Here is a 16,144-nt window from a genome sequence, read left to right as displayed (position 1 = left end):
CGGTTCTCTGCCCGGATAAATTCTACCGCCAGTCCTCTTAAATACTCCTTTAGCTTTAAAAGCTATGCTCCATTGCGACAACCATTTCTCAGGCGCATAATTAGCAGGCTCATATTTTCCTTTATTTTGACCCGCGCCGCGGGCCAGTGAGACCTTATGTCGTCTGCTGATACACCTATTAACTGGAAACGAAATCTTACCGTCACCTGGCTTGGCTGCTTTTTAACCGGCGCCGCCTTTAGCCTCGTGATGCCTTTTTTGCCGCTCTACGTCGAACAGTTGGGCGTCACCGGCCATAGCGCGCTGAATATGTGGTCAGGGCTGGTCTTTAGCATAACCTTCCTCTTTTCCGCCGTTGCCTCGCCGTTCTGGGGCGGATTAGCCGACCGTAAAGGGCGTAAGATTATGCTGCTGCGTTCGGCGCTGGGGATGGCTATCGTCATGATGCTGATGGGCATGGCGCAGAACATTTGGCAATTCCTGATCCTGCGCGCGTTGCTGGGTTTACTGGGCGGGTTTATTCCCAATGCCAATGCGCTGATCGCCACCCAGATCCCCCGTCAGAAAAGCGGCTGGGCGCTAGGAACGCTTTCAACCGGCGCGGTAAGCGGCGCCCTGCTCGGCCCGCTGGCTGGCGGTTTCCTTGCCGACCACTGGGGGTTGCGCACCGTCTTCTTTATGACCGCCACGGTGCTGTTTATCTGCTTCCTGTTCACCCTGTTTTTAATCCGCGAAAACTTTGTTCCGGTGAACAAAAAAGAGATGCTCAATGCCAGGGACGTTTTCGGTTCGCTTAAGAATCCTAAACTGGTGCTGAGCTTGTTCGTCACCTCATTGATTATCCAGGTCGCTACCGGCTCCATTGCGCCGATCCTGACGCTCTACGTGCGCGACCTGGCAGGTAACGTCAGTAATATCGCCTTTATTAGCGGCATGATTGCTTCCGTACCCGGCATTGCCGCCCTATTGAGCGCGCCACGTTTAGGCAAGCTCGGCGATCGCATTGGGCCGGAAAAGATCCTGATAGTTGCTCTGGTTATCTCCGTGCTATTACTGATCCCGATGTCATTCGTTCAGACGCCGCTGCAGCTAGGCATTCTGCGCTTTTTGCTTGGTGCCGCCGACGGCGCGCTGTTACCCGCCGTACAAACCCTGCTGGTGTACAACTCCACCAGCCAGATTTCGGGACGTATCTTCAGCTATAACCAGTCGTTTCGCGATATCGGCAACGTCACCGGCCCGTTAATCGGCGCCTCGGTCTCGGCCAACTACGGCTTCCGCGCCGTGTTCCTCGTCACCGCCTGCGTCGTCCTGTTTAACGCTTTTTACTCGACCATCAGTCTGCGCCGCCCACGGCACGACGCTTCAGCGGATGACGGGGGCTCGGGTAAACGTTCGGTAAATTAAGCGCTTCAGCGCTTCTCTGCCTTGACGCCTGACTAACCGCCTTCTATAGATTGAAACGTGTTCCTTTTTCATTCTTCTTAGGGGGTTAGCTATGTCAACGGAATCAGTTTTCTACGCCACGCTCGAAGAGGCCATCGACGCCGCCCGGGAAGAGTTTTTGGCCGATAATCCCGACAGCGATGAAGAAACTGCCAACATCGAACAGTTCAATATGCAGAAGTATATTCTCCAGGATGGCGATATCGCCTGGCGGGCTGAATTCTTCGCCAGCGAAGATGAAGAAGGCGAGTGCCTGGCCATGCTCAGTGGCGAAGCGGCACAGAGCGTATTTGACGGCGATTATGACGAAATCGAGCTACGCCAGGAATGGGTGGAAGAAAATACGCTACACGAATGGGATGAAGGCGAGTTTCAGCTGGAGCCTTCCCTGGATACCGAAGAGGGTCAGACCGCAGCCGATGAGTGGGACGAGCGTTAATTACTCATAAGGGCCGTGGCTGGCGTCTAACGGTAGCAACAGCGTATCAAATACCAGCGAGAATGGCAGATCGAGAATGGTCAGATAGCGCCAGGCTGAATCACGAACATCCCACTGTACGCCGGGGTAATATTGGTTGCCATGGCCCTGCCCCGGTACCGTACGGCTAATAATGCTGCCGCAGCCGCTGAGTACCAGCGTCATGGCGATAAGCACAAATATTCTCATTCACTTCCTCTCAGGCAAAAAAATACCGGCACAATTGCCGGTATTTTCCTTAACGTACGGCTTACTTCGTTTTCAAGGCCAGCGGGTTCAGCGTGAGCTGCTGATACGCCCCCACCCAGGAGGAGTATTTCTCCGGGGCGTTCCACACGCGATAGTGCAGACGCGACATCGTTACCGGATCGCTTAACAGCACCAGCCGACGATCGCGGTTGAGTTTATCAGGCGTTTCATTCAGCGCCTGCTCAACGTGGCGTTCACGGGCGATATCCAGAATACGGCCGTGGCGGTGACGCGCCGTAGCCATTGCCGTCGCCAGAGCATTGAACGATGGGTTAAACACCGCGTGCATAAAGCCATCGCCCAGCGAACGCTGACGGTTCAAAGTCAGGTAAGCATCGGTATCTTTCAGTACCTGCGGCGGCGAATACTCTTCCGGGATCAGGAACAATTTCCAGCGTTTAGTGCGCAGACCTACCGTCGCGCGGCTGGAAATAGCCGAGACAAACGGAGAGAGGATCAGCGACACGACGATAGGCGCCAGCCAGAACAGGAAACGCAGATCCAGCCACGCCATGCCAACCGCCCATACCAGCCCCAGCAGTAGCTGCGAACCGTGACGCATAAAGGCCTCGCCCCACGGTGTTGAGTCATCATCGCGCTGCGGTGAGTTCCACACTACCTCCCAACCGAGGAACGCGCTGACCACGAACACGGTATGGAACAGCATGCGCACCGGAGCCAGCAGCACCGAGAACAGTACCTCCAGCAACAGGGAGAGCGTCACGCGGAAGAAGCCGCCGTACTCTTTCGGCCCCTTGCACCACACCAGAATGATACTCAGCAGTTTTGGCAGGAACAGCAGTACCATGGTCGAAGCAAACAGCGCGATAGCCAGTTCCGGACGCCACTGTGGCCATACCGGGAATAGCTGACGCGGCTGCAGGAAGTATTGCGGCTCGGTCAGGGCGTGCACGACCTGTAGCGCCGTCGACAGCGCGAGGAACATAAACCACAGCGGCGCCGACAGATAGGACATGACGCCGGTCAGGAACACCGCACGGTGTACCGGGTGCATCCCTTTCACCAGGAACAGGCGGAAGTTCATCAGGTTACCCTGACACCAGCGGCGGTCACGCTTCAGTTCATCCAGCAGGTTCGGCGGCAGCTCTTCATAGGAGCCAGGCAGATCGTAGGCGATCCAAACGCCCCACCCCGCACGGCGCATCAGAGCAGCTTCCACGAAGTCGTGCGAAAGAATCGAGCCGGCAAAGTTACCTTCGCCCGGCAGCGGCGCCAGCGCGCAGTGTTCGATGAACGGCTTCACGCGGATAATGGCGTTGTGACCCCAGTAGTGCGATTCACCTAACTGCCAGAAGTGCAGCCCGGCGGTAAACAGCGGGCCGTACACGCGGGTGGCGAACTGCTGGCAGCGCGCATAAAGGGTATCCATACCGGAAGCGCGCGGCGAAGACTGGATGATCCCAGCATTCGGATTCGCTTCCATCAGGCGCACCAGCCCGCTCAGGCACTCGCCGGTCATTACTGAGTCAGCGTCGAGCACCACCATGTAGCTATACTGGCTACCCCAGCGACGGCAGAAATCATCGATGTTGCCGCTTTTACGCTTCACACGACGACGACGGCGACGATAGAAGATCTGGCCTTCACCCTGCACTTCGGCAATCAATTCCATCCACGCTTTTTGCTCGGCAACGCAAATATCCGGGTCGTAGCTGTCGCTGAGCACGTAAACGTCAAAATGCGCAGCGTTACCCGTCGCTTTCACCGATTCCCAGGTGGCGCGCAGACCGGCAAACACGCGATCAACATCTTCGTTACAGATAGGCATGATAAGCGCAGTCCGGTGTTCTGGGTTCAGCGGCTCGTCGCCTACGGTGGATGCCGAAATACTGTACTTATCACGCCCGATCAGCAATTGCAGGAAGCCCATCAGCGCGGTCCAGAAACCGGCCGAGACCCAGCAGAAAAGTACCGCAAAGAGGATCAGGATGCCGGTCTGCAACACGTAAGGAAGTAGCTGCATGAAGGAGACCCACAGATCCTGGCCAACCATATCGGATGGATTGATCAGCGCCCAGCCCTGATAAGGGAGGATGGTCTTCATATACCAGGTGGCCACTACCGTTTGCGCCAGCGTCAGCAGCAGCAAAATGTAGCGACGAATGGTGCCGACGGTACGCCATTTCTGCTCGCTTTCACGCTCTTCTTGCGTGAGGCGAGAGAGATAGCGCGGAGTCACGTCACGGCCACGCAGGCGATCCCAGAAGCGGCCTACCGGGTTGGTGCGCCACGGGTCGGGGATCATCGAGGAACGTTTCGCTTTCGGCATCGCATGAAGCTGCGTGCGCCCTTCATCATCTTTCACCAGCTGATCGCCGGCCAGAGAGTCCGGCCAGCTATGCTCCAGCCGCGCTTTAACCGATCCTAACGGGGAATCTTCATCGCGCGGAAAATGATGATGCTCTGCGTCAAGCGCTTCATGTACGGCTTGCAGGCTCGCATCAGGTAATGCGGCCTTTTCAGCATCCGACAGCGGCAATGCGTCGATATAATTCGTTATCTTATTCATTGGCAGGCAGCTGATAGCTCCAGGTTTCGCTCAGCGTCTGATCGCCATTGACCAGCGCCGCACGCATTTCCGTGGTTTTCTTCGGATCTTTCACTTTCACGCGCAGGGTCATACGCCAACCTTTGATAACCGGGTTATAGCGCACGGAGTTTTCCACGATTTCGGCATTATCGCCGATGCTCGCCTGCGCCGTTACCGGCGTGTCCGCCGCCATTTTTTTCATGTCAGCGCCGGTGAAATCAACGATGAAAGCGATAGTGCCATCTGGCTGGCGAATGAGGTTAGACTGCTTCACATCACCGGTTGAGCGGCGAGTCTGCACCACATAAGCGCTATCTGGCGCATGCAGTTTGTCTTCATCGCGGCTGAAGGTAATAGAGTATTTGAAGTTCATCTCTTTGCCTGGTTCCGGCAGCTGATCCGGGGTCCAGTAGGTGACGATATTGTCGTTGGTTTCATCGTTGGTCGGGATTTCAACCAATTCGACTTTACCCTTACCCCAGTCGCCTTTCGGGGTGATCCACGCGCTCGGGCGCTGGTCGTAACGATCGTCGAGATCTTCAAAGCGGGAGAACTGGCGGCCACGCTGCAGCAGACCAAACCCTTGCGGGTTCTCCATCGCATAGCTGCTGACGGCCAGATGTTTCGGATTATTCAGCGGACGCCAGATCCACTCGCCGTTACCGGCAAGAATCGACAGACCGTTGGAATCATGTAGTTCCGGACGATAGTTAGTCGTCGGCGACGGTTGATTCGGCCCAAACAGGAACATACTGGTCAACGGCGCCACGCCGAGTTTACCGACTTTGTCGCGCAGATAAACCTTCGACTGCACATCAACCACGGTGTCGCGCCCAGGCATAACCACAAAACGATAGGCGCCGGTCGCACGCGGGGAATCCAACAGCGCATAGATAGTTAAGCGCTTATCGGTCGCTTTCGGGCGCTCAATCCAGAACTCGCGGAAACGAGGAAACTCTTCGCCTGACGGCAGCGCGGTATCGATAGCCAAGCCGCGGGCGGAAAGCCCGTATACCTGACCCTGGCCAAGAACGCGGAAGTAGCTGGCTCCGAGCATGCTGACGATTTCGTCATTCTTGTCTTTGCTATTGATCGGATACAGTACTTTAAAACCGGCGAAACCAAGGTCTTTCACCGTGTCTTTATCGTGTTGCACATTGCCAAAATTAAAATAATCCGGGCTATATTTAATTTTACGTACGCTGGTGCTGGTCACTTCATTAATAGTAACCGGCGTGTCGAAATACATGCCCTGGTGGTAAAATTCCAGCTTGAACGGGGTTTTCAGGTTATTCCAGTACGCTTTGTCGTGATTGAACTGGATTTGCTGGTAATCCGCGTATTTCATATCGCGGAAGGCGGAGGGCAGGTTACTTTTCGGCGCTTCATAGCCTTTCCCGGCTAACGTTTTCGCCTGTTTTGCTACGTCATCAATGCTGAATGCCCATGCAGATGAAGTACACAGGGACAACATTACGGCTGCGCTTAACCAACGCATTTTCATCATCTGTGGTTTATGTTTCATAGTAAGTAAGCACTTCCCCCTTTGTGTGCTTAAATCGATCCGATCTATTTTAATGGAAACTCAGGCAATCCGACAACATAATCCCTGCATTGTTCAGCTTAGCGGACCAGGGAATAAACAGTTCTCTGTCCCATATTGCACTTTGCGTACTTATCCTGGAGACAGATACCCTGAGTTCATGTAGGGTTGCTGGGAATGTAACCGTTATCGCCACGAGTGATAAGACGAATTGTCTGAGATTGTTGTGAATTTATGAATAAAACACCAGTAGAGCGTGAATATTTCTTCGACAGCATCCGCGCCTGGCTGATGCTGCTGGGGATACCCTTTCACATTTCGCTTATCTACTCCAGCCACAGCTGGCATGTGAATAGCCTGGAGCCCTCCTGGGGGTTAACGCTGTTCAATGACTTTATCCATGCTTTCCGCATGCAGGTCTTCTTTGTTATTTCCGGCTACTTCTCTTACATGCTGTTTCTACGCTATCCCCTAAAGAAATGGTGGAAAGTACGCGTAGAGCGCGTTGGCATTCCGATGCTCACCGCGATTCCACTTCTGACTTTGCCGCAATTCTTGATGCTGCAATACGTTAATGGTAAAGCGCAAAACTGGCACACGCTCTCCGGCTATGACAAATTCAACACCCTGGCATGGGAGCTTATCTCTCATCTGTGGTTCCTGCTGGTGCTGGTCGTGCTGACCACTCTCGGCGTGGTGCTGTTTAAGTGGCTGGCCAATCGAGGGAAAACGCAGACCGCCAGCTTTGGTGACACTGTCACATTTGGTCAATTATCGCTTATTTTCCTTGGTCTTGGCGTGTTGTATGCGGTAATTCGTCGCACTATTTTTATCGTTTACCCGCCGATTCTCAGCAACGGACTGTTTAACTTCATCGTTATGCAGACCCTGTTCTATCTGCCGTTCTTTGTTCTCGGCGCGCAGACGTTCATCAACCCGCGGCTAAAAGCGATGTTCACCACCTCATCACCCTGGTGTTTTGTCGGCGCACTGCTGGGCTTTATCGCCTATCGTCTTAACCAACAGTATGGTTCCGGCGATGGCTGGATGTATGAAACCGAATCGGTGATTACCATGGTGCTTGGGCTGTGGATGGTGAACGTGGTATTCTCGCTGGGCCACCGCCTGCTCAACTTCCAGTCCGCTCGGGTGACTTACTTCGTCAACGCCTCGCTGTTTATCTACCTGGTGCATCATCCCCTCACCCTGCTGTACGGGGCGTGGATTACGCCGATAATAAAATCGAATCTGTTAGGTTTTATCGCCGGGCTGGTGTTTGTAGTGGGTATTGCGCTGGTGCTGTACGAAATCCATCTACGTATTCCGCTGCTGCGCTTCCTGTTCTCAGGCAAACCGCAGCAAAAACCGGCGAAAGCGCCGGTGTCGGTTAACTAAAATCCGCAACCGGCAGCGCGCCTGCGTGCTGCCGGTGCCGCGATTCATTCTGCCTGCAATAATCGCTGATAGATCTCCGCCGTTTCGTTATCAAAGCAGACAAAGCACACTCGTTCCAGTGGATTATATCGGGTGAGGAAAGCCTTCACCGTTTTCACCGCAATTTCCGCCGCCGCCTGTTTCGGATAGCCATATACGCCGGTGCTGATAGCCGGAAAAGCAATAGATCGATAATTATTGGCTGCCGCCAGCAACAGACTATTGCGATAGGCATCCGTCAGTAATTCGGCCTCTTGCTCGTCACCGCCGTGCCAGACGGGGCCGACTGCATGAATCACCGCGCTGGCCGGTAGATTACCGGCGCTGGTGATAACCGCATGCCCGGGCGGACATTCGCCCTGCTGCTGACGGACTATTTTGCAGGCCGCCAGTAGTTCCGGGCCCGCTGCGCGATGAATGGCGCCATCAACACCGCCGCCGCCCAGTAACGATGGGTTTGCCGCGTTGACAATAACATCTACCTGCAACGTCGTGATATCGCCGAGAACCACCTCAGGTTGAACAACCATTTCCCCCTCCTGTCGGCAAACGTCTTCATACTTAGCGTGGTGTCTACTATGGCATGATAGTCCCCCAGGCGGAAGCCTGAGGGGCAGTAATTAGCGATAATTCACTTCGAGGATAGCGCGGGTATGTTGCGGATCAATATACTTTAATTGTGCTGAACGGACGGCGTCATTGCTGTAATTTCCCGTCGTCAGCACCTGCGGCGAAAGCGCCCGGGTAGGCAGCTGCGGGCAGGCCATTTCAATCTTTTCGCTCACACTATTGGCTTCGCAGGACGGATCGACGACCTGCCCATAAATGGCGACAACGCCGTCGGTCGGCGCGGCGTGCACTGCTCCAAACAAGCACGACAACATCAGACATGGCATCGCGAAGGTGTGGATTTTTTTTATCACGGCAGTCTCCTCTGTTTAATAGCAAAGAAGCAACAGGCCATCCATGAGCGCACTGCGCCGCCAGAATACGGCAAGGCAATGATTGCGTTATGAAATACAAATATGTTACTTTTTGTTTTCTTTTTGCTAACAAAATCGATTCATCTTGATTTTGCTACAAAAAAGCAGCGTGAGAATGTCAGGAGAGAGGCGCGGCGAAGGCCCCCGCTGGATCTGCAGGGGCCTTGCTATTACCGATAACTCACTTCGAGAATAGCGTTGGTGTGCTGGGGATTGATAAAGGTGAACTGTGTAGATTTGATATTGGCATGTTGCAGATCTCCCCGGGCTACCTGCTGGGCAGAAAAAGTGACTGACTTCTGCTTAGCGCAAGCCATCGAGACCTGATCTTCTGAAGAACGAATTTTACAAGGCGGTTCGACAACGCCGCCGTGGAAACGAATCACGCCGCTTGCGGCGTTAGAGGTAGTTGAAAAAGTCAATAAAGCGGGAAGGAAACAAACTGTAGCAAGTAGTACGCCAGTCATTTTTTTCACGGCAAAACCCCTCTGCGTAACGGTCAAAAAAACCTTACAAATCATCCATGAGCGCAGTTGAATACAAGCAACTACATACAAAATCAGTATATATATGAAGTACCCGTTGATACTTTTTTCTCTCCGTTTTTGCAAACGGTATCAAATTATTATGGTTTGTTTGCTCAAAATGTCTGCATTAAGAGGAAAAAACAATCGAAGAGGGGTTGATGCGAAAAGGCTTTCATGTAGTGAGTGACGGGAAGCTTACTCCCGTCGTCGAGGAAATGTGAAGAAAATCAGACGTTATCGTTAGCCAGAGACTTATTCTTTGCCGCTCGCGCCGCCAGCCACAGCCCGCTGTTTTTCATGGCATAGCCAAAGACCAATCCCAGCGCCAGCGATGGCACGACAATGCGCCAGTCGCCGCTCGCGGCAAAGGTCGCGCAGGCGCCGATAAAGGTTCCGGGAACAAAAGAGAGCAGCAGCTGACGCGCCTGAATACACATCAGGAAGGCGACTATTCCGGTCATCACATAGCTGAGGATTTCCAACTGCGGCGCCAGCGCGCTACCGTAAATAATCACCAGCGCCCATATCACGCCGCTCATGACCGTGCAGGCGGAAATCAACAGCCCTTTCAGGCCGCCCTGTGGGCAAGCGAAATAGGCCGTACAGCCGAGGAAACCGGCCCAGCTCAGCAGGCCAAGTGAGACCGCCACCCATCCCCAAATACCGGAGAGAATGCCCGTCGTGAGTGCGATTGCGAAGAGTATGTTCATGCCGCGTATCATAGCAGATACGCGGCAACCAAATGCGATCCAGAACACACAATATGAATGCGTGAGTTTGCTGTTTCACACTAAAAGTGACTTAAATCACAATTATTCGTCGTTTTCTTCCTGCAGCTCATCCCACATGGCGGATATAGCTTCACGCGTGAGTAGCGCCATGGTACGCCAGAATGCGGTTTGCGCATGCGCCTCGACTTTACCGAGGAAGGTGCCGCACCACGGTAAGAGGTAATCGGCAAACAACGTTTCCAACGTTTCGCTTTCGTCATCTGAGGCATGATCTTCAAGCCAGGATGCGGCCAGCAGTAGGGATCCAATATGATCGGTTGGCCCATCGCCAGTGGGAATACCGTGTTGAGTAAGAAAACCGCGGACTTCCGCTTCCGTGGCGCCTTCAACCCACGCGCTGCGATAAGGCGAGACCGCACATTCGTCACCAACGAACAGGGCGTTGTAATCAGCGGTTAACGGCTGGGTATCACAACTCTTCTGCAGACGCTCCAGTAATTCATCCTGTTCCAGCGGCCAACTGGCGGCCAGCTTGCCATCGCGAATCAGCGTGAACAGCGGCACCAACAGCGGGTCCTGCGGCTGACGATAGTATAGCGAGCCCAGCACGCGACAGAGGATTGAAAATTCATTCATACAATATGTTCCAGTGGTTCAAATTAAAGGTCTGCAAATTCCGCAATCGCCGGCATTCCGCGTGATTCGAGGAAATTCAGTAGTCGACGCGGACTGACGTTAAGGATCCGCTCTTCCGGGAAATTCACCGCGTCGAGGATTTTGCGACATTCGGTAAATTCGCCAAGCGTAAAGGCGGTATGGGAGTCCGAACCCAGCGCCACCCAACCACCCGCATCACGCACGGCGGCGGCGATTGCCCGGCAATTATCTTCACTACCGATACGCGATGAAAGGAAAGAGGAATTATTAATTTCCAGCGCCACATGATGCTTTGCCGCTGCTTCGGCTACTGCCGGAATATCGATCGGGAATTTCGGATTGCCTGGATGGCTAATCATGTGGACTGCGCCACTGGCAATCGCGGCAATCATCGCTTCAGTGTGGGTGGCTTTATCCTGAGGCGGGAATACCGGCTCATGAAAACCGGCAATAATCAGATCCAGCGAAGTCAGCATTGGTCCGGTACAGTCAATTTCACCCTGGGTATTTTTAATATTCGCTTCAATGCCGCGCAGGATGCCGACGCCATCTACCAGACGCGGCCAGATACGCATATTGACGAAATGCCAGTAGTGCGGGGCATCGGCCATATCCGGGCCGTGATCGGTGATGGCAAAAAGTTTAATGCCTTTACGTTTGGCCTCGGCAATATAGTCATGCAGGGTGCTATAGGCGTGGGTGCTGGCGACGGTATGCATGTGCAGGTCAACAGGATACATCACAATCTCCTCCTCTGTTTGTGGCAAGAATAGCAGGAATCAGGAGTCATGATCAGTAAAAACCCCGCCGTAGCGGGGTTATCGATTAGTAGCCGCGTTGGCGATCGACCTGCCCGCTGACCGTTTCACCACGCTCCAGGCGGCTAATGGTACTGGCAATATAAGCGATCGCTTCCTGTGGACGGGTAACGGCGGCAATATGCGGCGTCATGGCCACACGCGGATGCGCCCACAGCGGGCTCTCTTTCGGCAGCGGTTCGCGGCTAAAGACATCCAGCATCGCCCCTTTCACCTTACCGCTGTCAAGCGCGGCCAGTAAATCCGGCTCAACGATATGTACGCCGCGGGCGAGGTTCAGAACATAGCTGTTATCCGGAAGTTGAGAGAGTAAAGTTTCATTAATGATGCCGACGGTTTCAGCCGTATTTGGCAACAGGTTGATCAGCACGCGGGTTTGCCGTAAAAATGCGCCCAGTTCTTCCTGACCGGCAAAACTCTCAACTTGCGGCCAGGATTTGTGGCTACGGCTCCAGCAGCGCACTGGGAAACCCCAGCGCAACAGGCTTTCCGCGACTTTGCCGCCCAACACCCCTGCCCCCATAATGCCGATAGTAAAATCTTCGCGACGGTATTCCGGCAACGGCTGCCAGCGGGATTGCAGCTTCAGCGCCTGATAATCATCAAAGCGGCGGAACCAATGCAGGACCTGGCTTACCGCATATTCCTGCATCTGCAGGCCCATACCGGTATCTTCGAGGCGGAACAGCGGGATCGAAAGCGGCAGCATTTCCGGATGCTCTCGCAGCTTGCTAAGAATAGAATCCACGCCTGCGCCGAGGGCAAAAACCGCCTTCAATTTGCGGCCTTGCAACATTTCTACCGGTGGATGCCAGACCAGCGCATAGTCGGCTGGTTGATTGTCGCCAGGTTTCCACTCACGAACGCGCGCTCCCGGCAGATGTTTTTCCAGCTCTGCGATCCAGTAGGGGGTATCGAACGTCGGGTGGTAAAAAATAATCTCCATAATGACTCCTGATTACTGACGCGTGAGTAGGTTGAGGTTTGCGTCGTGTTTTACTTTTTGTTTTGTATTGGTTTGCCAGCATAACAAATTTCGTATCGCTATCGAGGAATAAAGAGAATGGTGACAAAAAAAACGATTCCCGCGCGTTTAAGAAGCAAGTTGTTTGAAGTTTGGCTAAACGCATCTTTTTTTAAAAAAGTTGATTGACGGGAGATACGTATTTCCCTACATTAGCGCCCGTTCCCAGCAACAACGGGAAAGACAATATGGTGAGGTGTCCGAGTGGCTGAAGGAGCACGCCTGGAAAGTGTGTATACGGCAACGTATCGGGGGTTCGAATCCCCCCCTCACCGCCATATTCGAGATGAGAGCTCGTACGAAAGTACGGGCTCTTTTCTTTTATATTCTCCGTACGGGGGGATGAGAACCCCCGACCGGGGTTCGACAACTGGCGCAGCCAGTTGGACAGACCGCGAACGCAGTAAGCGGACTGCCCCACAGGGGCGAGCGAAGCGAGTCAATCCCCCCCTCACCGCCATATTCGAGATGAGAGCTCGTACGAAAGTACGGGCTTTTTTCGCATCTGACCCCGGTAAACCTTCCCGGGGTCGGCATAAATTCCTCGCCCGGGCTACCCATCCCACAGGCCGCACCACCAACGAGTAGCCCGTCCAGGCGCAGCGCCGCCGGGAAAAAGAGCCTGGGCTAATCCTCTTCCATCCGTTGATACTCTTCGCTGAGATAATCCACCAGCGCTCTGACAGAAGGTAATAAACCGCGCCGCGAAGCAAACACCGCATGAATGACTTCCCGCCGCGGCTGCCACTCATCAAGCACGATTTCCAACTCCCCTGATGCCAACTGATCGCGCACCATTAATAAAGGAAGCTGAACCACACCAACGCCCGCCATAGCCGCCTCGCGCAGCGCCAGCATATCGCTAGTCACCATCCGCGGCGTGAAATAAACCTCGGCCCGCGCCCCCTCTGGCCCGGTAAGTTGCCATTTATGCTGATGTTTTCCGGCGCCAATACTTAGCCCCGGCCAGGTGCTCAATTCCGCCGGCGCCTGCGGGCGCCCAAGACTGGCTATCAGCGCCGGACTCGCCACCAGGCGATGGCCGCGATCGGCCAACACCCGCATGACAAGGTCGCTATCTTCAAATGGCCTTGGTCGCACGCGAATGGCCACATCAACCCCCTCGCCCACCACATCCACCCGCCGATTGGTGGCTTCCAGATGTAGCGTCACCCCAGGATATCGCACCATAAAGCGCGCCAGCATCGGGCCAACATGGGCATGCAACAGGGTTACCGGACAGGTGAGCTTGACGCTGCCGCGCGGTTCAGACTGCAGCGTTTCTACCGCCTGATGCGCCGCTTCGGCTTCTATCAACATCGCCTTGCAGTGTTGATAGAAAGTTTGGCCGACTTCCGTGACGGCGAACTGTCGGGTGGTTCGTTGAATCAGACGCACGCCCAGGCGCTCTTCCAGTTGCGCAATGCGGCGGCTGAGTTTGGATTTGGGCTGGTCGAGCGCCCGACCGGCAGCGGCAAAACCGCCATGGTCGACCACCTGAACAAACCAGGCCAGGTCGTTGAGATCCTGCATCCTTTTCTCCATCGTTCCATTTTTAGAACAGTATAGGTCATTTTCGCTATCTACCGGAATATTAGCCCCAGATATAAGCTTATTCACATCAGATACAGACACGCAGGAGATAACCATGAAACAGATTACTGGCGTTTACACCGCCCCTTCGCAGCACTGGGTGGGCGACGGTTTCCCGGTTCGCTCAATGTTTTCTTACCAGACCCACGGCGAACAACTGAGCCCGTTCTTACTGCTTGACTACGCCGGCCCGCACACGTTTCCGGCGGGAAGCGGTAAACGCGGCGTCGGCGAGCATCCGCATCGCGGATTCGAAACCGTCACCATTGTCTACTCCGGTGAAGTCGAGCATCGCGACTCAACCGGTAGAGGCGGCGTTATCGGCCCTGGCGACGTGCAGTGGATGACGGCCGGCGCCGGGATCCTGCATGAAGAGTTCCACTCCGAAGCGTTCACCCGCTCCGGCGGTGAACTGAAAATGATGCAGCTGTGGGTCAACCTGCCGGCGAAAGACAAAATGACGACCCCGGGCTATCAGAGCATTACCGCAGACGTCATTCCGCAAGCAACGCTGGAAGACGACGCCGGGACCGTCAGAGTGATTGCCGGGCGTTACGGCGATGTCGTCGGCCCAGCGCACACATTCTCACCGTTAAACGTGTGGGATATGCAGCTCAAACAAAGTCACGATGTGACATTGCGTCAGCCGGAAGGCTGGAGCACCGCGTTGGTCGTGCTCGAAGGCGAAGTCATCGTCAACGGTACGGAAAACGCACGGGAAGGACAGCTGGTAGTGCTGAGCCAAAAAGGTGAAGCCTTCCATCTGGAAGCGAGCTCCAACGCGAAGGTTCTGCTGATGGCCGGCGAACCGCTACAGGAGCCGATCGTGGGCTACGGCCCGTTTGTGATGAATACCAAAACGCAAATTGCCGAAGCAATTCGCGATTTTAACAGCGGCCGTTTTGGCCAAATCTAACGAAATTGAGGTGAAGAATATGTCTACTCCAGCTAACTTTAACGGTTCTCGTCCGGTGATTGATGTTAACGATACCGCGATGCTGTTGATTGACCACCAAAGCGGCCTGTTCCAGACCGTTGGCGATATGCCGATGCCAGAACTGCGCGCTCGCGCCGCCGCGCTGGCGAAAATGGCATCGCTTGCCGGGATCCCGGTGATCACCACCGCTTCCGTGCCGCAAGGTCCGAACGGCCCGTTGATTCCGGAAATTCATGAGAATGCGCCGCATGCGAAGTATATTGCGCGTAAAGGCGAGATCAACGCCTGGGACAACCCGGAGTTTGTCGCAGCGGTGAAAGCGACCGGACGTAAAACCTTAATCATCGCCGGTACCATTACCAGCGTGTGCATGGCTTTCCCGGCAATTGCCGCCGTCGCCGACGGTTATAAAGTGTTTGCCGTTATCGATGCCTCCGGTACCTACAGCAAAATGGCGCAGGAGATCACCCTGGCCCGCGTAGTCCAGGCCGGCGTAGTACCAATGGATACCGCCGCGGTAGCCTCTGAACTGCAGCGCACCTGGAACCGTCCGGATGCCGCCGAGTGGGCTGAGGTGTATACCAAAGTCTTCCCGGCGTATCAGTTGCTGATTGAAAGCTACAGCAAGGCGCAGGACGTCGTGAAGAACAACGAAAAGCTGGATTCCCAGCGTTAAAATAACTGCCCCGTCGATGAATCGACGGGGCAGTGTTCATTGCTTAACCGAACGGTAAAGAAAGAAAAAAATATGCTTGACCGTTTTAGCGCAACTCCCTATAGTAGCGCCCCGTTGCCCACCCAAGGTGAGCAGCAAGACAATATGGTGAGGTGTCCGAGTGGCTGAAGGAGCACGCCTGGAAAGTGTGTATACGGCAACGTATCGGGGGTTCGAATCCCCCCCTCACCGCCATATTCGAGATGAGAGCTCGTACGAAAGTACGGGCTCTTTTCTTTTATATTCTCCGTACGGGGGGATGAGAACCCCCGACCGGGGTTCGACAACTGGCGCAGCCAGTTGGACAGACCGCGAACGCAGTAAGCGGACTGCCCCACAGGGGCGAGCGAAGCGAGTCAATCCCCCCCTCACCGCCATATTCGAGATGAGAGCTCGTACGAAAGTACGGGCTCTTTTCTTTTATATTCTCCGTACGGGGGGATGAGAACCCCCGACCG

At 54.6% G+C, this 16,144-nt stretch carries 16 protein-coding genes and 2 tRNA genes; 7 read left to right on the top strand and 11 right to left on the bottom strand.

Features of this window, described 5'->3' with window-relative positions; genetic code table 11:
* Nucleotides 1-156: 156 nt before the first annotated feature.
* Both mdtG and ABLV07_RS17880 read left to right on the top strand, forming a co-directional pair.
* The gene (gene mdtG, locus ABLV07_RS17885) at nucleotides 157-1,407 is read left to right on the top strand and encodes a multidrug efflux MFS transporter MdtG (protein WP_015705027.1); all 1,251 of its coding nucleotides are present in this window, start codon (nucleotides 157-159) and stop codon (nucleotides 1,405-1,407) included.
* A 91-nt stretch (nucleotides 1,408-1,498) separates the two neighbouring features.
* Nucleotides 1,499-1,885: a MysB family protein gene (locus tag ABLV07_RS17880; RefSeq protein WP_015705026.1), complete on the top strand. Its 387-nt coding sequence runs from the start codon at nucleotides 1,499-1,501 to the stop codon at nucleotides 1,883-1,885.
* On the opposite strand, the gene ABLV07_RS17875 is transcribed toward ABLV07_RS17880, so the two are convergent.
* The 3 genes from ABLV07_RS17875 to mdoG form a co-directional block, all read right to left on the bottom strand.
* On the bottom strand, nucleotides 1,886-2,113 hold the full coding sequence (locus ABLV07_RS17875) for a YceK/YidQ family lipoprotein (RefSeq protein WP_015367215.1): 228 nt from the start codon (nucleotides 2,111-2,113) through the stop codon (nucleotides 1,886-1,888).
* A gap of 61 nt (nucleotides 2,114-2,174) precedes the next feature.
* Nucleotides 2,175-4,703 (bottom strand): glucans biosynthesis glucosyltransferase MdoH, encoded by a 2,529-nt coding sequence (mdoH, locus tag ABLV07_RS17870; protein ID WP_047045269.1) that lies wholly within the window; start codon nucleotides 4,701-4,703, stop codon nucleotides 2,175-2,177.
* A complete protein-coding gene (gene mdoG, locus ABLV07_RS17865; RefSeq protein ID WP_015367217.1) occupies nucleotides 4,696-6,249 on the bottom strand; it encodes a glucans biosynthesis protein MdoG in 1,554 nt (517 codons plus the stop codon). Before mdoG ends, mdoH begins: the two co-directional genes overlap by 8 nt.
* Nucleotides 6,250-6,501: 252 nt before the next feature.
* Here mdoG and mdoC point away from each other — a divergent pair, with 252 nt between their 5' ends.
* A complete protein-coding gene (gene mdoC, locus ABLV07_RS17860; protein WP_015705023.1) occupies nucleotides 6,502-7,662 on the top strand; it encodes a glucans biosynthesis protein MdoC in 1,161 nt (386 codons plus the stop codon).
* 44 nt (nucleotides 7,663-7,706) lie between these two features.
* Here the strand turns inward: mdoC and ymdB are convergent, their stop codons facing one another.
* The 7 genes from ymdB to ghrA form a co-directional block, all read right to left on the bottom strand.
* A complete protein-coding gene (gene ymdB / locus ABLV07_RS17855) occupies nucleotides 7,707-8,231 on the bottom strand; it encodes an O-acetyl-ADP-ribose deacetylase (protein WP_015705022.1) in 525 nt (174 codons plus the stop codon).
* Between the two features lie 90 nt (nucleotides 8,232-8,321).
* The gene (locus tag ABLV07_RS17850) at nucleotides 8,322-8,624 is read right to left on the bottom strand and encodes a type 1 fimbrial protein (protein ID WP_196338444.1); all 303 of its coding nucleotides are present in this window, start codon (nucleotides 8,622-8,624) and stop codon (nucleotides 8,322-8,324) included.
* Between the two features lie 230 nt (nucleotides 8,625-8,854).
* Entirely contained in the window at nucleotides 8,855-9,151 is a 297-nt protein-coding gene (locus ABLV07_RS17845; RefSeq protein ID WP_223575861.1) for a fimbrial assembly protein, read from the bottom strand.
* Nucleotides 9,152-9,438: 287 nt separating this feature from the next.
* A complete protein-coding gene (locus tag ABLV07_RS17840) occupies nucleotides 9,439-9,921 on the bottom strand; it encodes a DUF1097 domain-containing protein (RefSeq protein ID WP_015705019.1) in 483 nt (160 codons plus the stop codon).
* A gap of 102 nt (nucleotides 9,922-10,023) precedes the next feature.
* Nucleotides 10,024-10,578, bottom strand: a complete 555-nt coding sequence (locus ABLV07_RS17835) for a molecular chaperone (protein WP_015705018.1) — start codon at nucleotides 10,576-10,578, stop codon at nucleotides 10,024-10,026.
* A 23-nt stretch (nucleotides 10,579-10,601) separates the two neighbouring features.
* The gene (locus tag ABLV07_RS17830) at nucleotides 10,602-11,339 is read right to left on the bottom strand and encodes a phosphatase (protein ID WP_015367224.1); all 738 of its coding nucleotides are present in this window, start codon (nucleotides 11,337-11,339) and stop codon (nucleotides 10,602-10,604) included.
* Nucleotides 11,340-11,424: 85 nt separating this feature from the next.
* Nucleotides 11,425-12,363, bottom strand: a complete 939-nt coding sequence (gene ghrA, locus ABLV07_RS17825; protein ID WP_015705016.1) for a glyoxylate/hydroxypyruvate reductase GhrA — start codon at nucleotides 12,361-12,363, stop codon at nucleotides 11,425-11,427.
* A gap of 268 nt (nucleotides 12,364-12,631) precedes the next feature.
* Between ghrA and ABLV07_RS17820 the strand changes: the two genes are divergently transcribed.
* Nucleotides 12,632-12,719: transfer RNA gene (locus ABLV07_RS17820), tRNA-Ser, on the top strand.
* 349 nt (nucleotides 12,720-13,068) lie between these two features.
* Here the strand turns inward: ABLV07_RS17820 and ABLV07_RS17815 are convergent.
* Complete coding sequence (locus tag ABLV07_RS17815) at nucleotides 13,069-13,974, bottom strand: LysR family transcriptional regulator (protein WP_047057532.1); 906 nt, start codon at nucleotides 13,972-13,974, stop codon at nucleotides 13,069-13,071.
* A gap of 115 nt (nucleotides 13,975-14,089) precedes the next feature.
* Between ABLV07_RS17815 and ABLV07_RS17810 the strand changes: the two genes are divergently transcribed.
* The 3 genes from ABLV07_RS17810 (at nucleotide 14,090) to ABLV07_RS17800 (ending at nucleotide 15,881) form a co-directional block, all read left to right on the top strand.
* The gene (locus ABLV07_RS17810; protein WP_045386333.1) at nucleotides 14,090-14,950 is read left to right on the top strand and encodes a pirin family protein; all 861 of its coding nucleotides are present in this window, start codon (nucleotides 14,090-14,092) and stop codon (nucleotides 14,948-14,950) included.
* Nucleotides 14,951-14,969: 19 nt separating this feature from the next.
* A complete protein-coding gene (locus ABLV07_RS17805) occupies nucleotides 14,970-15,647 on the top strand; it encodes an isochorismatase family protein (protein ID WP_015367229.1) in 678 nt (225 codons plus the stop codon).
* 146 nt (nucleotides 15,648-15,793) lie between these two features.
* Nucleotides 15,794-15,881 (top strand) — tRNA-Ser (locus ABLV07_RS17800).
* Nucleotides 15,882-16,144 lie beyond the last annotated feature (263 nt).

It is taken from the genome of Klebsiella sp. CN_Kp097, from assembly GCF_040064495.1.
In the GTDB taxonomy this organism is placed as follows: Bacteria; Pseudomonadota; Gammaproteobacteria; order Enterobacterales; family Enterobacteriaceae; genus Klebsiella; species Klebsiella aerogenes.
The sequence above is the reverse complement of the archived record's forward strand: the minus strand, read 5'-3'. Positions and strand labels throughout refer to the sequence as shown.

What these genes read in the sequence shown, in the direction of transcription:
- mdoH (WP_047045269.1), bottom strand. Translation starts at nt 4,703, where the DNA reads ATGAATAAGATAACGAATTATATCGACGCATTGCCGCTGTCGGATGCT.
- mdtG (WP_015705027.1), top strand. Translation starts at nt 157, where the DNA reads ATGTCGTCTGCTGATACACCTATTAACTGGAAACGAAATCTTACCGTC.
- ymdB (WP_015705022.1), bottom strand. Translation starts at nt 8,231, where the DNA reads ATGGTTGTTCAACCTGAGGTGGTTCTCGGCGATATCACGACGTTGCAG.
- ABLV07_RS17845 (WP_223575861.1), bottom strand. Translation starts at nt 9,151, where the DNA reads ATGACTGGCGTACTACTTGCTACAGTTTGTTTCCTTCCCGCTTTATTG.
- ABLV07_RS17805 (WP_015367229.1), top strand. Translation starts at nt 14,970, where the DNA reads ATGTCTACTCCAGCTAACTTTAACGGTTCTCGTCCGGTGATTGATGTT.
- ABLV07_RS17830 (WP_015367224.1), bottom strand. Translation starts at nt 11,339, where the DNA reads ATGTATCCTGTTGACCTGCACATGCATACCGTCGCCAGCACCCACGCC.
- ABLV07_RS17810 (WP_045386333.1), top strand. Translation starts at nt 14,090, where the DNA reads ATGAAACAGATTACTGGCGTTTACACCGCCCCTTCGCAGCACTGGGTG.
- ABLV07_RS17815 (WP_047057532.1), bottom strand. Translation starts at nt 13,974, where the DNA reads ATGCAGGATCTCAACGACCTGGCCTGGTTTGTTCAGGTGGTCGACCAT.
- ghrA (WP_015705016.1), bottom strand. Translation starts at nt 12,363, where the DNA reads ATGGAGATTATTTTTTACCACCCGACGTTCGATACCCCCTACTGGATC.
- ABLV07_RS17880 (WP_015705026.1), top strand. Translation starts at nt 1,499, where the DNA reads ATGTCAACGGAATCAGTTTTCTACGCCACGCTCGAAGAGGCCATCGAC.
- ABLV07_RS17875 (WP_015367215.1), bottom strand. Translation starts at nt 2,113, where the DNA reads ATGAGAATATTTGTGCTTATCGCCATGACGCTGGTACTCAGCGGCTGC.
- ABLV07_RS17835 (WP_015705018.1), bottom strand. Translation starts at nt 10,578, where the DNA reads ATGAATGAATTTTCAATCCTCTGTCGCGTGCTGGGCTCGCTATACTAT.
- mdoG (WP_015367217.1), bottom strand. Translation starts at nt 6,249, where the DNA reads ATGAAACATAAACCACAGATGATGAAAATGCGTTGGTTAAGCGCAGCC.
- ABLV07_RS17840 (WP_015705019.1), bottom strand. Translation starts at nt 9,921, where the DNA reads ATGAACATACTCTTCGCAATCGCACTCACGACGGGCATTCTCTCCGGT.
- mdoC (WP_015705023.1), top strand. Translation starts at nt 6,502, where the DNA reads ATGAATAAAACACCAGTAGAGCGTGAATATTTCTTCGACAGCATCCGC.